This is a genomic window from Lactobacillus sp. X-49 (assembly GCF_057063645.1).
Genome location: NZ_JBXSQM010000015.1, coordinates 1 through 16,641, shown reverse-complemented (window position 1 = coordinate 16,641; position 16,641 = coordinate 1). Strand labels below are relative to the sequence as shown.

General features: G+C 37.3%; 20 protein-coding genes. 2 read left to right on the top strand and 18 right to left on the bottom strand.

Features of this window, described 5'->3' with window-relative positions; all coding sequences use genetic code 11:
• From pstB to ACYIAQ_RS07460, 17 genes are all read right to left on the bottom strand, one after another.
• Positions 1-801, bottom strand: a complete 801-nt coding sequence (pstB, locus tag ACYIAQ_RS07540; RefSeq protein WP_483563209.1) for a phosphate ABC transporter ATP-binding protein PstB — start codon at positions 799-801, stop codon at positions 1-3.
• A gap of 9 nt (positions 802-810) precedes the next feature.
• A complete protein-coding gene (gene pstA / locus ACYIAQ_RS07535; RefSeq protein ID WP_122018683.1) occupies positions 811-1,704 on the bottom strand; it encodes a phosphate ABC transporter permease PstA in 894 nt (297 codons plus the stop codon).
• 6 nt (positions 1,705-1,710) lie between these two features.
• Entirely contained in the window at positions 1,711-2,703 is a 993-nt protein-coding gene (pstC, locus tag ACYIAQ_RS07530; protein WP_483563208.1) for a phosphate ABC transporter permease subunit PstC, read from the bottom strand.
• 1 nt (position 2,704) lies between these two features.
• On the bottom strand, positions 2,705-3,571 hold the full coding sequence (locus tag ACYIAQ_RS07525) for a phosphate ABC transporter substrate-binding protein (protein WP_483563207.1): 867 nt from the start codon (positions 3,569-3,571) through the stop codon (positions 2,705-2,707).
• Positions 3,572-3,704: 133 nt separating this feature from the next.
• The gene (gene rplA, locus ACYIAQ_RS07520) at positions 3,705-4,397 is read right to left on the bottom strand and encodes a 50S ribosomal protein L1 (protein WP_122018690.1); all 693 of its coding nucleotides are present in this window, start codon (positions 4,395-4,397) and stop codon (positions 3,705-3,707) included.
• 71 nt (positions 4,398-4,468) lie between these two features.
• Complete coding sequence (gene rplK / locus ACYIAQ_RS07515; RefSeq protein ID WP_122018692.1) at positions 4,469-4,894, bottom strand: 50S ribosomal protein L11; 426 nt, start codon at positions 4,892-4,894, stop codon at positions 4,469-4,471.
• A 123-nt stretch (positions 4,895-5,017) separates the two neighbouring features.
• Entirely contained in the window at positions 5,018-5,566 is a 549-nt protein-coding gene (gene nusG, locus ACYIAQ_RS07510) for a transcription termination/antitermination protein NusG (RefSeq protein ID WP_122018694.1), read from the bottom strand.
• Positions 5,567-5,661: 95 nt separating this feature from the next.
• The gene (gene secE / locus ACYIAQ_RS07505; protein ID WP_122018696.1) at positions 5,662-5,832 is read right to left on the bottom strand and encodes a preprotein translocase subunit SecE; all 171 of its coding nucleotides are present in this window, start codon (positions 5,830-5,832) and stop codon (positions 5,662-5,664) included.
• Between the two features lie 7 nt (positions 5,833-5,839).
• Positions 5,840-5,989, bottom strand: coding sequence for a 50S ribosomal protein L33 (gene rpmG / locus ACYIAQ_RS07500; protein ID WP_122023234.1), 150 nt, complete (start codon positions 5,987-5,989; stop codon positions 5,840-5,842).
• A gap of 177 nt (positions 5,990-6,166) precedes the next feature.
• Positions 6,167-6,385 carry a P8 family protein gene (locus ACYIAQ_RS07495; protein ID WP_483563206.1) on the bottom strand — a complete coding sequence of 73 codons (219 nt, stop codon included), beginning with the start codon at positions 6,383-6,385 and terminating at the stop codon, positions 6,167-6,169.
• Positions 6,386-6,456: 71 nt separating this feature from the next.
• The gene (locus ACYIAQ_RS07490) at positions 6,457-7,038 is read right to left on the bottom strand and encodes a sigma factor (protein WP_483563205.1); all 582 of its coding nucleotides are present in this window, start codon (positions 7,036-7,038) and stop codon (positions 6,457-6,459) included.
• A gap of 232 nt (positions 7,039-7,270) precedes the next feature.
• Complete coding sequence (gene rlmB, locus ACYIAQ_RS07485; protein WP_122018759.1) at positions 7,271-8,026, bottom strand: 23S rRNA (guanosine(2251)-2'-O)-methyltransferase RlmB; 756 nt, start codon at positions 8,024-8,026, stop codon at positions 7,271-7,273.
• The gene (locus ACYIAQ_RS07480) at positions 8,013-8,438 is read right to left on the bottom strand and encodes a Mini-ribonuclease 3 (RefSeq protein ID WP_369916858.1); all 426 of its coding nucleotides are present in this window, start codon (positions 8,436-8,438) and stop codon (positions 8,013-8,015) included. Before ACYIAQ_RS07480 ends, rlmB begins: the two co-directional genes overlap by 14 nt.
• A 7-nt stretch (positions 8,439-8,445) precedes the next feature.
• The gene (gene cysS, locus ACYIAQ_RS07475; RefSeq protein WP_483563204.1) at positions 8,446-9,870 is read right to left on the bottom strand and encodes a cysteine--tRNA ligase; all 1,425 of its coding nucleotides are present in this window, start codon (positions 9,868-9,870) and stop codon (positions 8,446-8,448) included.
• Between the two features lie 127 nt (positions 9,871-9,997).
• Complete coding sequence (gltX, locus tag ACYIAQ_RS07470) at positions 9,998-11,497, bottom strand: glutamate--tRNA ligase (RefSeq protein ID WP_122018710.1); 1,500 nt, start codon at positions 11,495-11,497, stop codon at positions 9,998-10,000.
• Between the two features lie 75 nt (positions 11,498-11,572).
• Positions 11,573-12,949, bottom strand: a complete 1,377-nt coding sequence (gene radA, locus ACYIAQ_RS07465; RefSeq protein WP_483563203.1) for a DNA repair protein RadA — start codon at positions 12,947-12,949, stop codon at positions 11,573-11,575.
• Positions 12,949-13,500: a dCTP deaminase/dUTPase family protein gene (locus ACYIAQ_RS07460; RefSeq protein WP_122023239.1), complete on the bottom strand. Its 552-nt coding sequence runs from the start codon at positions 13,498-13,500 to the stop codon at positions 12,949-12,951. Before ACYIAQ_RS07460 ends, radA begins: the two co-directional genes overlap by 1 nt.
• Positions 13,501-13,609: 109 nt before the next feature.
• Between ACYIAQ_RS07460 and ACYIAQ_RS07455 the strand changes: the two genes are divergently transcribed.
• Both ACYIAQ_RS07455 and pepC read left to right on the top strand, forming a co-directional pair.
• Positions 13,610-13,912 carry a hypothetical protein gene (locus ACYIAQ_RS07455; protein WP_483563202.1) on the top strand — a complete coding sequence of 101 codons (303 nt, stop codon included), beginning with the start codon at positions 13,610-13,612 and terminating at the stop codon, positions 13,910-13,912.
• A 79-nt stretch (positions 13,913-13,991) separates the two neighbouring features.
• On the top strand, positions 13,992-15,335 hold the full coding sequence (gene pepC / locus ACYIAQ_RS07450; protein WP_483563201.1) for an aminopeptidase C: 1,344 nt from the start codon (positions 13,992-13,994) through the stop codon (positions 15,333-15,335).
• Between the two features lie 260 nt (positions 15,336-15,595).
• Here pepC and ACYIAQ_RS07445 read toward each other — a convergent pair whose 3' ends face one another.
• Positions 15,596-16,567 carry a WxL domain-containing protein gene (locus ACYIAQ_RS07445; protein ID WP_483563200.1) on the bottom strand — a complete coding sequence of 324 codons (972 nt, stop codon included), beginning with the start codon at positions 16,565-16,567 and terminating at the stop codon, positions 15,596-15,598.
• Positions 16,568-16,641 lie beyond the last annotated feature (74 nt).

Genomic DNA, 16,641 nt, shown 5'->3' with positions numbered 1-16,641 from the left:
TTAGCCAAAACTACCTTGAATATATTTTTCTGTAACTTCTCCCTGCGGATTAGTGAAAATGTTAGTAGTTGTGTCATATTCTAACGCATGTCCCAGATGGAAAAAAGCGGTGTATTCACTAATTCTAGACGCTTGCTGCATATTATGTGTTACCATTACCATCGTATATTTTTTGCGTAACTGCTTCAGCGTATCTTCAAGTTTAGCAGTTGAAACCGGATCAAGTGCGCTAGCCGGCTCATCCAATAACAATATTTCAGGTTTTAATGCAATTGCTCGGGCAATACAAAGTCTTTGCTGTTGACCACCTGAAAGAGCGAGCGCACTTTGATCAAGTTTATCTTTAACTTCATCCCATAAAGCAGCTGCCCTTAAACTTTCTTCTACAATTTGATTTAACTTAACTTTATCTTGTTGACCATTTGCTTTTAACGCATAAATAATATTTTCTTTGATTGACTTAGGGAACGGATTAGGCTTTTGAAATACCATTCCAATTGTTTTACGTAATTCGTAAACGTTAATCTTTTTTTGGTTAACATCCAAATTATGAAACATAATTTTCCCATCCACACGTGCTACCTGATCATTCATTCGATTTAACGAACGCAAAAATGTTGATTTACCTGAACCAGAAGCACCAATTAGAGCCGTAATTGTATTTTTCTTAAACCCCAAACTAACATCAAATAATTTCTGAATTGTACCGCCATAAAAAACACTTAAGTTTTGTGTAGAAATTGCACAATCACCTTCAGCAAATGATTTGATATATTTTGGTTGATCTTGCCAATTGTCCATAAAACTTCCTCATTTTAACTTAGCAGCTGTTAACCGCTTATATAACCAATTGCCTAAAGCTCGCGCCCCAAAATTGAAAATAATAACTACAATTACTAATAAAGCCGAGGTTGCAGCTGACACAATATTGACATCAGGAATAATTCCTTCAGTATTTACTTTCCAAATATGTACAGCCAGGGTCTCAGCAGGTCTCATTACATTTAAAAAGCTCGTTGGACTAAACATATTCCAATTAGTGTAGTCAACCGTTGAACCACTTTGACCAGCAGTATAAATTAAGGCTGCAGCTTCTCCAAATACCCGACCAGCACTAAGAATAACGCCTGTAATAATTCCTGGTAATGCAGCTGGAATAACTATTCCACGAATAGTTTTCCAATTAGATAAGCCAAGAGCCCAACCAGCTTCACGCTGAGTTTGGGGAACCCCTTTAATCGCTTCTTCAATATTACTAGTTAATATTGGTAAATTAAAAAAGGTTAGTGCTAAAGCACCGGAAATAATTGAAAAACCTAATCCAAACTGGACTACAAAAACTAAATATCCAAATAAACCTACTACAATTGAGGGTAATGAACTTAAAATTTCAATTGTTGTTCTAATTATCTGTGTTAACCAGTTGTCTGGAGCATATTCAGCTAAATAAATTGCGGCTCCAAGGGCAATTGGCAATGAAATAAGCAAGGTCAATATTAAGAGATACAGTGAATTGAATAATTGATCTCTAATCCCTCCACCTGCTTCAAAAGAAGATGAAGCTGAAGTTAAGAAATGCCATGATAAGTGTGTCACACCTGATAGTAGGATATTGCCAATAATACCGATTAATAGGAGAATTACTATTCCGACTAAACAATAAATTACGCCTGTAGCAATTCGGTTATTTCTTTTTGAATTCATATGCTGCTAACTCTTCTTTCCAATTAAGTGAACCAAGAAATTGAAAAATAGTGACATTAATAATAGGAGTAATGCCAAAGACCATAAAGCATTATTTGGTAAGGTTCCCATGACCGTATTACCCATTTGACTAGTTAATTGACTAGTCAGAGTTGCAGCTGGACTAACCAAATTAGAAGGCATTAGCACCGCATTGCCGATAGCCATTTGTACAGCCAGAGCTTCGCCAAAAGCACGTGCCATTCCAAAAATAATTGCGGTCATTATTCTTGCTCTTGCGGCTCGTAAAACGACATGAAAAATTGTTTGCCACTTAGTAGCACCAAGTGCAGCTGAAGATTTTCGCAATTCCTTGGGAACAGCCTTAAAAGCATCGACTGTCAAAGAAGTAATTGTTGGCAAAACCATCACAAATAATACTAAGGTTGCCGTTAAAATTCCGAATCCGGTCCCACCAAAAATTGTTCGTATAGCCGGAACGACAACTGTTAAGCCTAAAAAGCCATAGACAACAGAAGGAATTCCTACTAAGAGTTCGATAACTGATTGTAACAATCCCGCTCTTTTACCAGATTCATATTCTGTCATAAATAAAGCAACAGCAATTGAAAATGGAGTCGCAATTAATGCAGCCAGTAGTGTTACTGCAAATGAAGTAACAATCATTGCAGCTGCACCAACATGATTATTTCCAGCACTTGGATTCCAGTCAGAAGAAAATAAAAAGTGAAAAATATTCACTTTATTATCAAAAAAAGTAGCAAGTCCATGAATCCCTACAAAACCAATGATTGCCACAATTAAAATACCAATTAGAGCAATTGCCAAAAATGTTAAACCTTTGCCCCATCGTTCTTGCTTTGTTTCCTTAGATGGTTTTGTTAAACGTGCTATATCTATATTTTTAGGATCTATCCCCTTAAATTTGACATGTGGTACTTTCTGCTGTGCAATTGCCTTTTCAACAACCTTTTGCAAATCTTGTTCTTTTTTTGCCATGCTAATTACCTATTTTCGTAACTCTATTTTGACTGTCACGCGTAACTTCCATCTCGTGTACACTGAGATAACCAATTTTTGGCACTAAATCTTGCTGAACTTTTTTACTCAAAATATACTTAATAAAAGCAGCAGTTGCCTTATTAGGCTTTCCTTTAGTATACATGTGCTCATAAGACCATAATGGCCACTTGTTAGTACGAATATTCTCATTAATCGGTTTTACATGATCAAGATTAATCTTTTGAATGTTAGAATCATTTGCATATGGAAAAGAAATGTACGAAATCGTCCCAGGAGTTGAATTAACTATTTTCTTTACACTACCGTTAGAATCCTGTTCCTGTGAATTTACGGCTTCTTGACCTTTTAAGATAATATCCTCAAAGGTTGTCCTTGTTCCACTACCGCGAGAACGATTAATAACAATTATTGGCAGGTCTTTTCCCCCAACTTGACGCCAATTTTTAATCTTTCCTGTAAAAATAGAGGCAAGTTGTTTGCGTGACAAACTTTTTATTCCAACGCCTTTATTAACGATTGGAACAATACCAACCACTGCAACAGGAAAGTCTACCAACTTCTTACCATCAATTCCCTTTTGAGTATCTGCAAAAACATCAGAAGTTCCTACTTCCACTGCCCCTGCTTGAACTTGACTAAGACCAGTACCAGAACCTCCACCTTGAACAACAATATTACTATCAAGATGGGATAAATGATAATCATTTCCAGCCTGTTCAACTAAGGGTTGCAAGGCACTTGAGCCGACAATCGTAATTTTTTTATTATTTTTGCTACAACCAACTAAAAAAATCGATATAATCAAAAATACAACCAGCACTTTGCTTAAATTACTTTTTCGCATTATACATTTTCCTCAATTAAATTCACTATTAGTTTATCAAAACATTGATGATTGACCAATCATATTCACTTGAAAAATGGTTTAAAAAAAGCAACTTGCGTTTACAGCAAAGTTGCTTTTGTCTTATTTGATTTTAGTCTAGGTTTAATGGATCAAGCTTAATTCCAGGTCCAAAGGTTGCAGCTACAGCTACACTCTTAATATATTGACCCTTAGCAGCCGAAGGACGCGCACGTAAAATAACATCACGTAAAGCATCAAAGTTTTCAACTAATTGCTCATCAGTAAATGAAACTTTACCAATCGCAGCATGAATTGCAGCTTGACGGTCTACACGGTATTCAACTTGACCAGCCTTTACATTTTTAACGGCTTTTTCAATATCCATTGTAACAGTTCCAGTCTTAGGGTTTGGCATCAAGCCTTTAGGTCCTAATACTCGACCCAAGCGTCCTACCTTAGCCATCATTGTTGGTGTAGCGACAACAACATCAAAGTCTAAATAACCATTTTGAACTTTTTCAACTAAGTCGTCTGAACCAACTTCATCAGCACCGGCAGCTTTAGCTGCTTCAGCTTGAGCACCTTCTGCAAAAACTATAACTTTTTGAGTCTTACCTGTACCATTTGGCAAAACAATTGAACCACGAATTTGTTGGTCTGCTTGCTTAGGGTCAACACTTAAGTTGTATGAAACTTCAACTGAAGCATCGAAACCTGCATATGAGGTTTCCTTAACTAGTTTAATTGCTTCGGCAACCGAATACATTTTCTTTGAATCTACTTTTTTAGCAGCTTCTAAATATTTTTTACCATGCTTTGGCATGTGATTTCCTCCTTAATATGTGGTCAAACAAGCGTTAAGCTCTCCCACCTAAAATGTTATAAATAACAGGATTAGTCTTCGACTTCGATGCCCATACTTCTAGCAGTACCCTCGATCATCCGCATAGCAGCTTCGACATCAGCAGCATTAAGGTCTTGCATCTTTGTTTCAGCAATTTCCTTAACTTGAGCCTTGGTAACCTTACCAACTTTCTTGGTGTTAGGTTCGCCAGATGCTTTGTCAATCTTAGCAGCTTGCTTCAATAGCACTGGAGCTGGTGGAGTCTTAGTTACGAATTCAAATGAACGATCTTCGTAAACAGTGATGACTACAGGAATAATCATGCCTTTTTGGTCAGCTGTTCTAGCATTGAAGTCCTTGGTAAAGCCAACAATGTTAATCCCGGCTTGACCTAAAGCTGGACCAACTGGAGGTGCAGGTGTTGCAGCACCAGCTGGGATTTGTAATTTGACAACGTTAATAACTTTCTTTGCCACGGTCAAAACCTCCTTGATTCCGTGTGTGGTTAAAATGGAAAAACAACTTGCCCTTCCTCCCACAATAATAAAACTACGTTAATAGCGTACCATCGTTTGAATAAATTTGCAATATTTGAAAATTTAATTAATTTTCTTTACTTGATCATAGTCAAGCTCGGTTGTTGTTGCTCGACCAAACATTTCGACTGAAACAAATAATTTGTATTTATCAGGTTGAATTTCTGTGATCTTACCTTCAACACCGTTAAATGCACCATCAATGATTGTGACTGTTTCGCCAATTTCATAATCAATTTGTGGACGCTTAACTGGCTCACCTTGTTGACGCAATAACCGATTAACCTCCTCATCAAGAAGAGGTGAAGGCTTGGATCCACCACCATGGGAGCCAACAAATCCGGTAACATTAGGTGTATTTCTAACTACAAACCAGCTTTCGTCTGTCATTACCATTTCAACTAGCACATAACCAGGGAATATTTTTTCTTCAATCTCTTTTTTCTTATCGTTGACTTTTTCAATTTTTTCTTGTTCAGGAACCATCACGCGGAAAATATAATCCTGCATTCCCATACTTTGTGCACGTGATAGCAAGTCAGACTTGACTTTATCTTCATATCCAGAATATGTATGAAGTACATACCATTGCTTTTTTATTGTTTCAACCATTACTACAGATTCTCCTTTTTAAGGCAAACAAAAAACCTCTAGGTCAGAGGTTATAAATGATTATATATTGTAACACAAATAAATTTGTTTTGCTATCACATAACAATTTGAGTTAGACTGCTAAATGCCCAGTCAAGTAGTCCCAAATATAATGCAAACAAAATCGAGGAGCCGATAACAATTCCCGTGTCATGACGGTTCTGCTTAGCACTTGGCCAAGTTACTAATCGCATTTCTTCAACAACGCTCTTAAAAAATTTAATCATTATCCTCTTACCTCGTTTCTTTATGTAAAGTCATCTTACCACAATACTTGCAAAATTTATTCAACTCAAGCCGCTGAGTGCGATTCTTACTTGCGGTGATCGAGTAGTTACGTGAGCCACAAATGCTACAGGCTAAGGATGCTTTTTTCACTGCCATAATCTCACTTCCAAACTATTGTATTTTAGCAAAAAAAATCTCTATAAGCAATTAATTACAGTTTGCCACTTTAATTAGTAAAATGGTCTCAATAAAAATAGCCACTCTATCGCGGGCGGCCATTGGTGATCAACATATAGCGTGACCACTGAGCGTAGAATATCTTATTAGTCGGACTTACTTCTTAAGATTTTCATTTACGAAGGATTCGATTTTGTCGTCAGCATCATCAAGAAACGGAAGCATATCTTCTTCTGTCTTGATAGTATCTCTCCCATTTTTTTCCATAAAATAGTCCCAAAGTACATCTCTAACAGGAATATCAGAGTCACTCCAGTCAAATACTTCTTTCATGTGACGATCTAGCAATGCTGTCTTTATAACTTCTTCTGCCATCTTAATTACCTCCTAAATATTATTCTACAATTATTTATTATACCCCTTTTTAGTGCCGACTACTAAAATAACTAATCTAAAAGTACATGGCGCATTTTTCGTGACACGCGTGAGCGTGCACGCAAAATTGTAACCCGCTCCACTTTAAACTTTTGCAGGGCATCTTCTAGATCAATGATCCCTAACTCAATTAGTAGGGCACTAATTTCTAAATCAGATAAGCTGGCAATTAAACTAGCTAATGACTCACTTAATGGAATTTCACTTGGACTTATAACTGATTTTGCTATCGGGTCTAATCCCTTTTCTTTTGCCGCGTCTAATGAAACTGATTGATTCATTGCCTTTCTTCTGTAAGCAGAATCATATCTGACCAATGTTTTAGCATGATTAGTGAGCCGAGTTTTATAATAACTGCCAAATCTTCCCTTACTTTGATCAAAATTCATAGCCGAGGCATGACAAATAATTAATGCGTCCTGATTCCAATCTTGGTCATCATAATATCGAACGTAATATTTTTGCTTCACACTATATACTAACGGATAATATAGTTGATAAAGTTTTACAAGTGCATCGTCTTTTCCTTCCTTAATCTGTGAGATTAAATTCGTTTCATCTGCGTTTACATCAAATAATTTTTCTTTGACCATTCTTCTTATCCTCAAACTTTCTTAGTATTTGAGGTGAAGAATACGCAACTTTTTCTTACTAAAATATCGAACAAACGTTTATATACTACAATTTATTTTTGGTGCAACAAAACATTAAAACACATTATTTTCAACGTTAATATAATTGCCAAAATAATCTTAATCAACAAAAAATACCCTGAAACTAAATAATTAAACTGTTAATTACTTAGTTTCAGGGTATTTTTATTCTTTAGTTTAACGGATTACGACTATTGAGCATCTGATAAAGCATTATACCCGTTGCCACGCTTGCATTGAGCGATTGAACGTGTCCAACCATTGGCAAAGTTAACATTTGGTCCATTTGTTCTTTAAGTAACCGTGAAATACCTTTGCCTTCGTTACCAATTACCAACACGGCCTTACCTTTACTGTTCCAGCGACGATAATCAATACCATTCATATCTGTTCCAAATAACCAATAACCTTTATTTTTTAAAATTTTACTAGTTTGAACCAGATTATTAACACGGGCAACTGGGACATGGTCAATTGCACCGGTAGAAGTTTTAGCAACAACCGATGTCAGCCCTGTTGCATGACGTTTAGGAATTATTATTCCGTCTACTCCAGTTGCATCAGCTGTTCGCAGAATTGAACCCAAATTGTGCGGATCTTCAATTGAATCCAACATTAACAAAAAAGGATCTTCTTTTGCTTGATCTAACTGGTCTAATAACCGAGCTAAATCTGCATATTCGAAACTTGCAATCGTTAAAACTAGACCCTGATGATTTTCGCCTGCTACCAACCGATCCAGCTTATTTTTAGGTACGGTCTGAACAATCACACCTTTATTTCTTGCTAATTCAAAAACTTCGTTGGCAAAATTTTCTTGTACGCCTTGTTGAAGAAAAACTTTATTAATCCGTTCAGCATCCTGCGTTTTTAAAAAATCTAGTCCAGCATGCTTACCGAAAATAAAATCACTATTAATTGAACTCATATTCATCTATCCCACCATTTTCTACTGCTTTTATGCACCATGAGGTTAGTTCAAAAATACGGTCTTTTTCTCCTAACAATTCCAAATACCCCCATACTGCTTCAAAACCTGTTGACAATTGATAAGTTGACAGACTTGTATTCTTCGCTTTAGTGTGTGTCTTAGCGTTACGACCACGATGAAAGATTGTTACTTCATCAGCAGTTAAAAGGTTATCAGCTTGCAATTTTGTAATCAAAGCTGCCTGTGCCTTAGCCGAAACATAGTACGTAGCTTGACGCTGTAAAACCTGCGGTTTAACAATCTGACATTTAATTAAATGTTCACGAATAGCAATTTCGTATACTGCATCTCCCAAATAAGCTAAAGTTTGTCCATTTAACGTATCAGGATTGATTTTTCTTTCTGTCATTTTTCTTTTAATCACGTATCCACCTTGTCCCTTGAGGGGTATCTTCTAACGTAACACCCATTTTCTTTAATTGTGCACGGATAGCATCACTTTTTGCCCAATCTTTACTTGCTCGTGCCTTTTCTCGCTCTTGAATCAAATTACTGATTTCGTCATCCGATTTTCTTCTAACCGAAGTAGTCAATTTTTGAGCGTCAATTCCGAAAATTCCTAACCATGTAATCAACAATTGTTGAGCCCTATTAAGTGCATCCTTATCAGCAAAAGCAGATGCAACATTAGCGTTGATTTCTGGTAGTAAATCATAAATAGCTGCAAGGGCATTTTGGACATTTAGATCATCGTCCATTGCCTCAGTAAATTGATCCTCAGTCTGAGCTATTTTAGCCACTAATATTGGTGAAGCCATACTGTCAGTCTGGTCATTAAGACGATAAGCAATGTTAATTAGTGTATTTTTAAACCGGTTTAAAATATTTTTCGCCTGAGCTAAATTGTTATCAGAATAATTAATTGGCCGGCGATAATGTACACTAGCCATAAAAAAGCGTAAAACTTGCGGATTAGTCGTCTTTAACAAATCATGCACAGTCACAAAATTATGCAAAGATTTAGACATTTTTTCTTGATCAGCCCCAACTGTGACAAAACCGTTATGCATCCAATAGTGTACAAACTTCTTACCCGTGGCTGCTTCGCTCTGAGCAATCTCATTTTCATGGTGTGGAAACTCTAAGTCCTGTCCTCCACCATGAATATCAATTGTTTCACCTAAATACTTAGTTGACATTACTGAGCACTCAATATGCCACCCTGGACGTCCCTTGCCCCAAGGAGATTCCCACGCAATTTCATCTGGTAGTTTTTGCTTTTTCCATAAAGCAAAATCAATTGGATCTTCCTTACGTTGTTGTTCTTCTTGATTCACATGTTCAGAAGCACCAGCTTCAAGTTCAGCAATATTTTGATTGCTCAATTCTCCGTAATGCTTAAATTTGCGTGTTCGATAATAAACATCTCCACCAGATTCATAAGCATAACCCCGTTTAATTAATCTCTTAATAAAGTCAATAATTGCTGGGATTTCATTTGTTGCCCGTGGATTCATGGTCGCTTTTTCAACGTTTAATGCTTGAATATCTTCACAATAAGCTTGAATATAGCGTTCAGCTAGTTCAGGAACTGTAATCTCTTCCGCTCGTGCCTCATCAATCATCTTGTCATCGACATCAGTAAAATTAGAGACATAGTTAACTTGGTAACCCTTATATTCAAAATAGCGCCTAATTGTATCAAAAGCGATCACACTGCGTGCGTTACCAATATGAATATAATTATATACAGTCGGGCCACAAACATACATCGTAATTTGTCCAGGCGTAATCGGTCGAAATTCTTCTTTAGTCTTAGTTAAAGTATTATAAATTTTCACAGCGGCTAACTTGCCTTTCTTTAAACTTTTCTTTTTATTTTAACAGAAAGAACACATTCAACACCAATTTTCAAAACAAAATAGCGTATCACGCTTTAAGAACGTTATACGCTATTTTGATAAGCAATTATAAGCCGTTTTCACTCATTTGTTTTAAAGTTAAGTCTAAGTGTTGCAATACTCGTTCTTTACCCAAAAGCTCCATAGCTTCTCCAATTCCAGGACCAACCATTGATCTAGTTGTCGCTATTCTAATTGGCATAAAGAGTCGCCTACCCTTAATTCCTGTTTCGTTACGTGTTGCTTGAACTGCCTTCATTATTTGGGTAGCAGTAAAGCGAGGAATCAATTCAAGCTGTTTCTTAAATTCTTCAATTACCGGTCGTGCCTCATCCTTACGAATTTCAGCAATTTCTTCGTCATCCAAATTTTTTGGTGCAGCAAAGAATATTTTAGCTAAATCAACAATTTGTTTAGTGTAAGACATTTGTACAGAATAAATATTTACTAATTGTCGAACCCACTCTAGCTTTTCTGGTGATGGGGTTTCTTCAACTAATCCAGCCTCTTGTAAGTTGTTTAAAGCTAAATCAAGTAAGGTATCACGATTTGCCTGTTTAATGTACTGATTATTAATCCATTCCAGCTTTTTCTGGTCAAAAGCAGCCGGAGATTTAGATAAACGCTCAGGATCAAACTGCTTGATCAGTTCTCGTTGATTATAAATTTCGCTTTCACCAACTGGCGACCATCCAAGTAGCGTAATAAAATTAAACATTGCATCAGGAAGATACCCTAAATCACGGTACTGTTCAATAAACTGTAAAACTGATTCATCACGCTTAGATAGCTTTTTCCCAGTTTCAGCGTTAATGATTAACGTCATGTGACCAAATTTAGGTGGTTCCCAGCCTAATGCTTCATACACTGCTAACTGCTTAGGTGTATTAGAAACATGGTCATCACCGCGAAGAACATGAGTAATTTCCATTAGGTGATCATCAACCACAACCGCAAAGTTATAAGTTGGCATGCCATCACGTTTTTGAATAACAAAATCACCACCAATGGTATCCGATTCAAAGCTCAAATGCCCTTTAACCAAATCTTCCCACTCATAAGTTTCCATTTCTGGAATATGAATACGAACAACTGGGGTTAAGCCTTGAGCTCGGGCTTTGGCCTGACTCTGCGCAATTTCATCAGCAGTCATGCCTTCATACTCATAGGTGTAGTGCGGCGCAATTCCCATAGCACGTTGCTCTTCTCGTTGCTCTTCAAGTTCTTCTTGAGTTTTATAAGAATAGTAAGCTTTACCTTCATCAAGTAGCTGCTGAATATACTTATTGTAAATTTCTTTACGTTCGGATTGACGATAGGGACCAAAGTCTCCCCCTTTATCAGGACCTTCATCCCAATCTATTCCGAGCCAATGAAGATTCTCCATTTGTGACTTAGAGCCACCTTCGACATTACGCTTGGTGTCAGTATCTTCAATTCTTAAAACAAAAGTGCCCTTATTGTGCCGAGCAAATAAGTAATTAAAAAGCGCGGTACGTGCATTACCGATGTGTAAATGCCCCGTTGGACTGGGGGCATATCTTACTCGAATTTTTTGTTTTGCCAAAATTATGCCTCTTTCAATATAGTAAATTCAAACAATTTTAGTTTACCCGTAATAAGCTAAAAGTTCAATCTTTCCTTATCCTAAAACCAATTTTAATGCTTGTGGAATACTTGCAACAGGAATTACTTCAATTCCTAATTGCTTCAAGCTATTCCTCATATTATGTTTTGGAATAAAGATACGCTTAAAACCAGTCTTAGCGGCTTCCTTAATCCGGGCATCAATTTGATTAACACGGCGCACCTCGCCCGTTAAACCAACTTCACCCACAAAACAATCGGTCGGCAGTATCTCCTGATTTTTATAACTAGACGCAATCGCCATTACAACTGCTAAATCAATGGCAGGTTCATTCAAACGAATACCACCCGTTGCAGTTAAGTAGACATCTTGATTTTGCAACATTAAGTTGCCCCGCTTCTCTAAGACTGCTAATAAAAGAGCCGCTCGATTAAAATCAACCCCTGAAGTCGTTCTCTTAGCATAACCAAATGCCGTTGGCGTAACTAGTGCCTGAATCTCTGCCAGAATTGGTCTTGTTCCTTCTAAGGAAACCACAATTGCTGAGCCCGTTGATTCAGGTAAACGCTCATCCAAAAATATTGCTGACGGATTGGTTACCTCTTTGAGACCCCTATTTACCATTTCAAACATTCCAATTTCATTTGCGGCGCCAAAACGATTTTTTACTGAATGTAAAATGCGGTAGGCATGGTGTTCATCACCCTCAAAATAAAGAACGGTGTCAACCATGTGCTCCAAAATTTTTGGTCCAGCAATTGCGCCTTCTTTAGTGACATGACCAATCACAAAAACCGTAATTGCATCAACTTTAGCAACCTTCATTAATTCACTTGTTACTTCTCGCACTTGTGAAGCTGAACCCGTCATTGAATCAAGACTTGGCTCATTCATTGTCTGAATTGAATCTATAACTACGAAATCGGGATGAATGGTATCAATTTGTCGTCTAATATCCTCCATATCGGTTTCAGGATATAGTAACATTTCGCTAGATTTTAACCCTAAACGATCAGCACGCAACTTAATCTGATTTGCAGACTCTTCTCCTGAAACATAAAGCACTTTATGCTGATGCGATAGTTCGCTCATGATTTGCAACATTAATGTTGATTTACCAATCCCTGGATCTCCACCGATCAAAACAAGTGATCCAGGTACAATCCCGCCTCCAAGGACACGATTTAATTCACCCATGCTAGTTTGAATACGTTCTTCTTTTTCTGCTTTTACCTGATCCATTTTAATCGGTTCACTGCCACCAGCTTGCTTAATGAGTCTACTGGGACTTCCTTTACTTGATCGTGTCTGCAATGTTTCAGTTTCTTTTTCAAACTGATTCCATGCCCCACAATTAGGACAACGCCCTAAATAACTAGCAGAAATATAGCCACATGAACGACATTTATACTTAGTTTTAATCTTTCCCATTAGTCCTCCTTCTCATTTGTTGAACCAAAGCCATTACATCTTTGACGATCGACTGGCAAATCATTATCAACTTTGTTGTATTTAATAAAAATACCTTGGGCAATGCGATCTCCCTTGTGAATTTTAATCGGTCTGATACCGTAATTAAGCATTTGAACGAAAATTTCACCCTCATTTTTCTCATTATTATAGTAATCTGCGTCAATGACTCCAATTCCATTGGGTAAACTTAAGCTACGTTTAAAAGTATTAGATGAGCGATTTGCCAAAATCAGAACTTCATCTTCAGGCATATACGCCTTGATTCCAGTTGGTATTAATATTGGTCGTAAAATTTCATCAGCAAGCTCATAATCAGATTCATAAAGTTGATGACCATTACGCAATAAACGAAAAATGCGTACAAAATTAAGACGCCAAATACTCGGAACTACCATATCTTTAGCCGCCTCTAAATCATAGCCTGCACTTGCAAGTGTTTGCCGTCTTGGTAACATGATTTTTTGATCTTGATATTTAGATACGACTTCAAAGCCACGATTTTTCTTCATTTTATCTCCTTTAAAACATTAATATTTATTTTACAATAGATTACGAAGATTCAGAAATCTTCTATATGATTAAATACGTAAAAATAAGTTATTTTAAAAGGAAAAAACTATGTTCGATATTAATAATTCCCATCAAGCCTTTCAAGTTAACGACGATAATAATCGCCTAATCTGCCGGTGGTCAATGGACAAAATTAACCGACAAACTGGACCAATCTGGGTAATGAATCACTTATTTATTAACCCCGATGTAAATAGTAAGCAAATTTTACACGATCAGATGAAAGTAGTAATGAAAATTGCTCAAAAGTCCCAAATACCAGTGTGGCCACTTGACCCGCAAGTCATCGCCTATTTTAGCCAACATTCAGAATTTGACAAAATTTGGTATCACAAGCCTTATAGCAAATAATTATCAAACTTTCTATATTAGACTACTCTCGTGCATTAGGCTAAAATAGAAGTAATTAACTTTAAGGAGGAAACATTTTATGACAAAAGAAATCACAAATGAAGCCATTGCTAATTTTGCTGCTGATTTAAACAAGCACCCTGGCATTAACATTGCTAGCCGGGCTGCCCAACAAAATGGCATTTACAAGGCTAGTCAAAATTTGCAATCAAAGATTGACCTCGAGCCAACTTTTTCTATCGAAATTGACACAGGTAAACCCGCTGACCAAAAACAATCAGGTCGCTGCTGGATGTTTTCAGCTTTAAATACCATGCGTCACCCTTTACAAAAAGAATACAAAGTTAAAGACTTTGAATTATCCCAAAATTACACTAACTTCTGGGACAAATTCGAAAAGTCTAACTGGTTCTTTGAAAACGTAATTGCTACTGCCGATAAACCTTTAGGAGACCGGAAAGTTAGCTTCTTGTTTGCAACTCCACAACAAGATGGTGGGCAATGGGATATGCTATGCGGTTTAATCGAAAAGTACGGTATTGTACCTAAAGCAGTTTATCCCGAAACAGCTAATGCCACTAGTTCAAGTGCCTTGAATGACACTTTGAATACTCTTTTACGTAAAGATGGGTTAGCTTTGCGCGCGATGATTAATAGTGGTAAAACCGAAAATGAAGTTACTGCTCGCAAGAATGAATTTTTGAATGATATTTTCAGAGTTCTTGTTATTTCATTAGGAATACCACCAAAGAAATTTGACTTTGAATACAAAGATGATGATGGCAACTATCACCGCGAAGCAGATCTTACACCAAAAGAATTCTTCGATAAGTATGTCGGTATGAATCTTGAAGACCACGTATCAATTATTAATTCGCCAACTGCTGATAAGCCATATCATAAAGTCTTTTCTGTTGAATACCTTGGCAATATTGTCGGCGGTCGCCAAGTAAGGCACATGAACTTAGAAATTTCTGAAATGAAAGATTTAATCATCCAACAGTTAAAGGGTGGCGAAGTTGTTTGGTTTGGCTCAAATGTGGGCAAAGATTCCGAAAGACAACTAGGCTTGCTTGATACCAAGATTTACCAGCGCGATGAATTATTTGATATTGATATGTCAATGTCAAAGGGCGACAAACTTGATTCTGGCGAAAGCATGATGGATCATGCCATGGTGATTACTGGAGTTGATTTAGTTGAAGGAAAACCAACTAAATGGAAAATTGAAAACTCTTGGGGTGAAAAGCCGGGCTTTAAAGGTTACTTTGTAATGAGTGATGCTTGGTTTGATGCTTTTGTATACCAAGCGGTGATTAACAAAAAGTTTCTCTCTGATACTTTAAAGACCGAGTTTGCTGAGGGGGCTAAAGATCCTATTCAACTTTTGCCATGGGATCCAATGGGCGCCTTGGCGAGATAATTATTTTAGCAACAATAAGTAACGGGTAGTAGACCTTAGAGTTGTCTACTGCCTTTTTATAATCCTAATTAAACAAAAAAGGTGCTCAAGCTTTATGCTTGAGCACCTTTTATAAAATCATTATTATTGTTGCCTAACAACAAACTTCTACCAGAATTTCCTTAAACTTTAATTTAAGAAAATTAGGCAAAACTTGCAGGTATAAGTGAAAAAATATCACTTAATTGTTAGTTAGTAAGTATCTTGACAAAATCTTAAGTTTATTGAAGTCCTGTGGATAAAGTCCAAGTTAATGAAGTCGTATAAGTTCCTGCATCAACACTGGCAGTGGTTGGTAAAGTCAACTTGATATCACTTGGATCCCAAGCAAAAACGGCTGCTCCAACACCAGTAGCAGTTGATGGTGCGTTCCCAACCTGAACTGCAGTACTATTGGTATCTAAATTAACCGTAAAACTTTTATTCACACTATTGAGATCAACCAGATCAGCGGGAGAATTATAATTTCCATCATCTATATTTCCTGTTAATCGCATAGCATCTCGTGTTTGGCCAACTACAGTATTGTTAAAACCTAGCGTGGCGCCACTAATTGTTTTGGCACTAGCACCACTGCCAGTAGTCAGCGGACCATCGGCTTTAACACTTAACTGCCAATCTCCTGCATGATCATCATTCTTGTCACCAGGTTCTACGCCTGAACGGTTCTGTTGCTTATCAACCACTGTCACCCAAGTCTTACCAATAACATTAATTAACTCAGGCTCAGTGGTAGAAAGCTTCGGGGTCTTATTAGCTCCCCCGTCATATCCAGGATATGCATCATTGCTGAGATCATTTACATTTGTACCAGTTGCGTCAAAGATAGGGTAGGTAGAGTCAAACTTACCATGACTACCAAAGTCGAGTACTTCTGGTACATGTTGCAAACGTAAATAGCCCTTGCCATCATCTGGTTTATTTTCATTACCGCCGCCGGGATTATTACCGCCGCCGCCAGGATTATTACCGCCGCCGCCAGGATTATTACCGCCGCCACCGGTACTGCCGCTTCCAAAGGTAATCCCTACTTTACTATGATTGGTATCTGGTAAGACTCTACCCTGGTTTCTAGATGCGCCATTCAGGCCTTCTTGGGTTTTAGCTTGAATAATGGCCGGGGTAGCGGCAGCTACAGTCGATAAAACTGTGGCACTTGTCATTACCATACTGGCTATTTTAGTTAATTTCATCTTGAAGTTCCTCCTTCAATACATGTTTTTCATACACAACTAATCATCTTGCAATGATTATTCCAACGATTGTT

Coding starts and splice junctions, on each gene's coding strand:
- pstB (WP_483563209.1), bottom strand. CDS start 801: ATGGACAATTGGCAAGATCAACCAAAATATATCAAATCATTTGCTGAA.
- pstA (WP_122018683.1), bottom strand. CDS start 1,704: ATGAATTCAAAAAGAAATAACCGAATTGCTACAGGCGTAATTTATTGT.
- pstC (WP_483563208.1), bottom strand. CDS start 2,703: ATGGCAAAAAAAGAACAAGATTTGCAAAAGGTTGTTGAAAAGGCAATT.
- ACYIAQ_RS07525 (WP_483563207.1), bottom strand. CDS start 3,571: ATGCGAAAAAGTAATTTAAGCAAAGTGCTGGTTGTATTTTTGATTATA.
- rplA (WP_122018690.1), bottom strand. CDS start 4,397: ATGCCAAAGCATGGTAAAAAATATTTAGAAGCTGCTAAAAAAGTAGAT.
- nusG (WP_122018694.1), bottom strand. CDS start 5,566: ATGGTTGAAACAATAAAAAAGCAATGGTATGTACTTCATACATATTCT.
- secE (WP_122018696.1), bottom strand. CDS start 5,832: ATGATTAAATTTTTTAAGAGCGTTGTTGAAGAAATGCGATTAGTAACT.
- rpmG (WP_122023234.1), bottom strand. CDS start 5,989: ATGGCAGTGAAAAAAGCATCCTTAGCCTGTAGCATTTGTGGCTCACGT.
- ACYIAQ_RS07495 (WP_483563206.1), bottom strand. CDS start 6,385: ATGGCAGAAGAAGTTATAAAGACAGCATTGCTAGATCGTCACATGAAA.
- ACYIAQ_RS07490 (WP_483563205.1), bottom strand. CDS start 7,038: ATGGTCAAAGAAAAATTATTTGATGTAAACGCAGATGAAACGAATTTA.
- rlmB (WP_122018759.1), bottom strand. CDS start 8,026: ATGAGTTCAATTAATAGTGATTTTATTTTCGGTAAGCATGCTGGACTA.
- ACYIAQ_RS07480 (WP_369916858.1), bottom strand. CDS start 8,438: ATGACAGAAAGAAAAATCAATCCTGATACGTTAAATGGACAAACTTTA.
- radA (WP_483563203.1), bottom strand. CDS start 12,949: ATGGGAAAGATTAAAACTAAGTATAAATGTCGTTCATGTGGCTATATT.
- ACYIAQ_RS07460 (WP_122023239.1), bottom strand. CDS start 13,500: ATGAAGAAAAATCGTGGCTTTGAAGTCGTATCTAAATATCAAGATCAA.
- ACYIAQ_RS07455 (WP_483563202.1), top strand. CDS start 13,610: ATGTTCGATATTAATAATTCCCATCAAGCCTTTCAAGTTAACGACGAT.
- pepC (WP_483563201.1), top strand. CDS start 13,992: ATGACAAAAGAAATCACAAATGAAGCCATTGCTAATTTTGCTGCTGAT.
- ACYIAQ_RS07445 (WP_483563200.1), bottom strand. CDS start 16,567: ATGAAATTAACTAAAATAGCCAGTATGGTAATGACAAGTGCCACAGTT.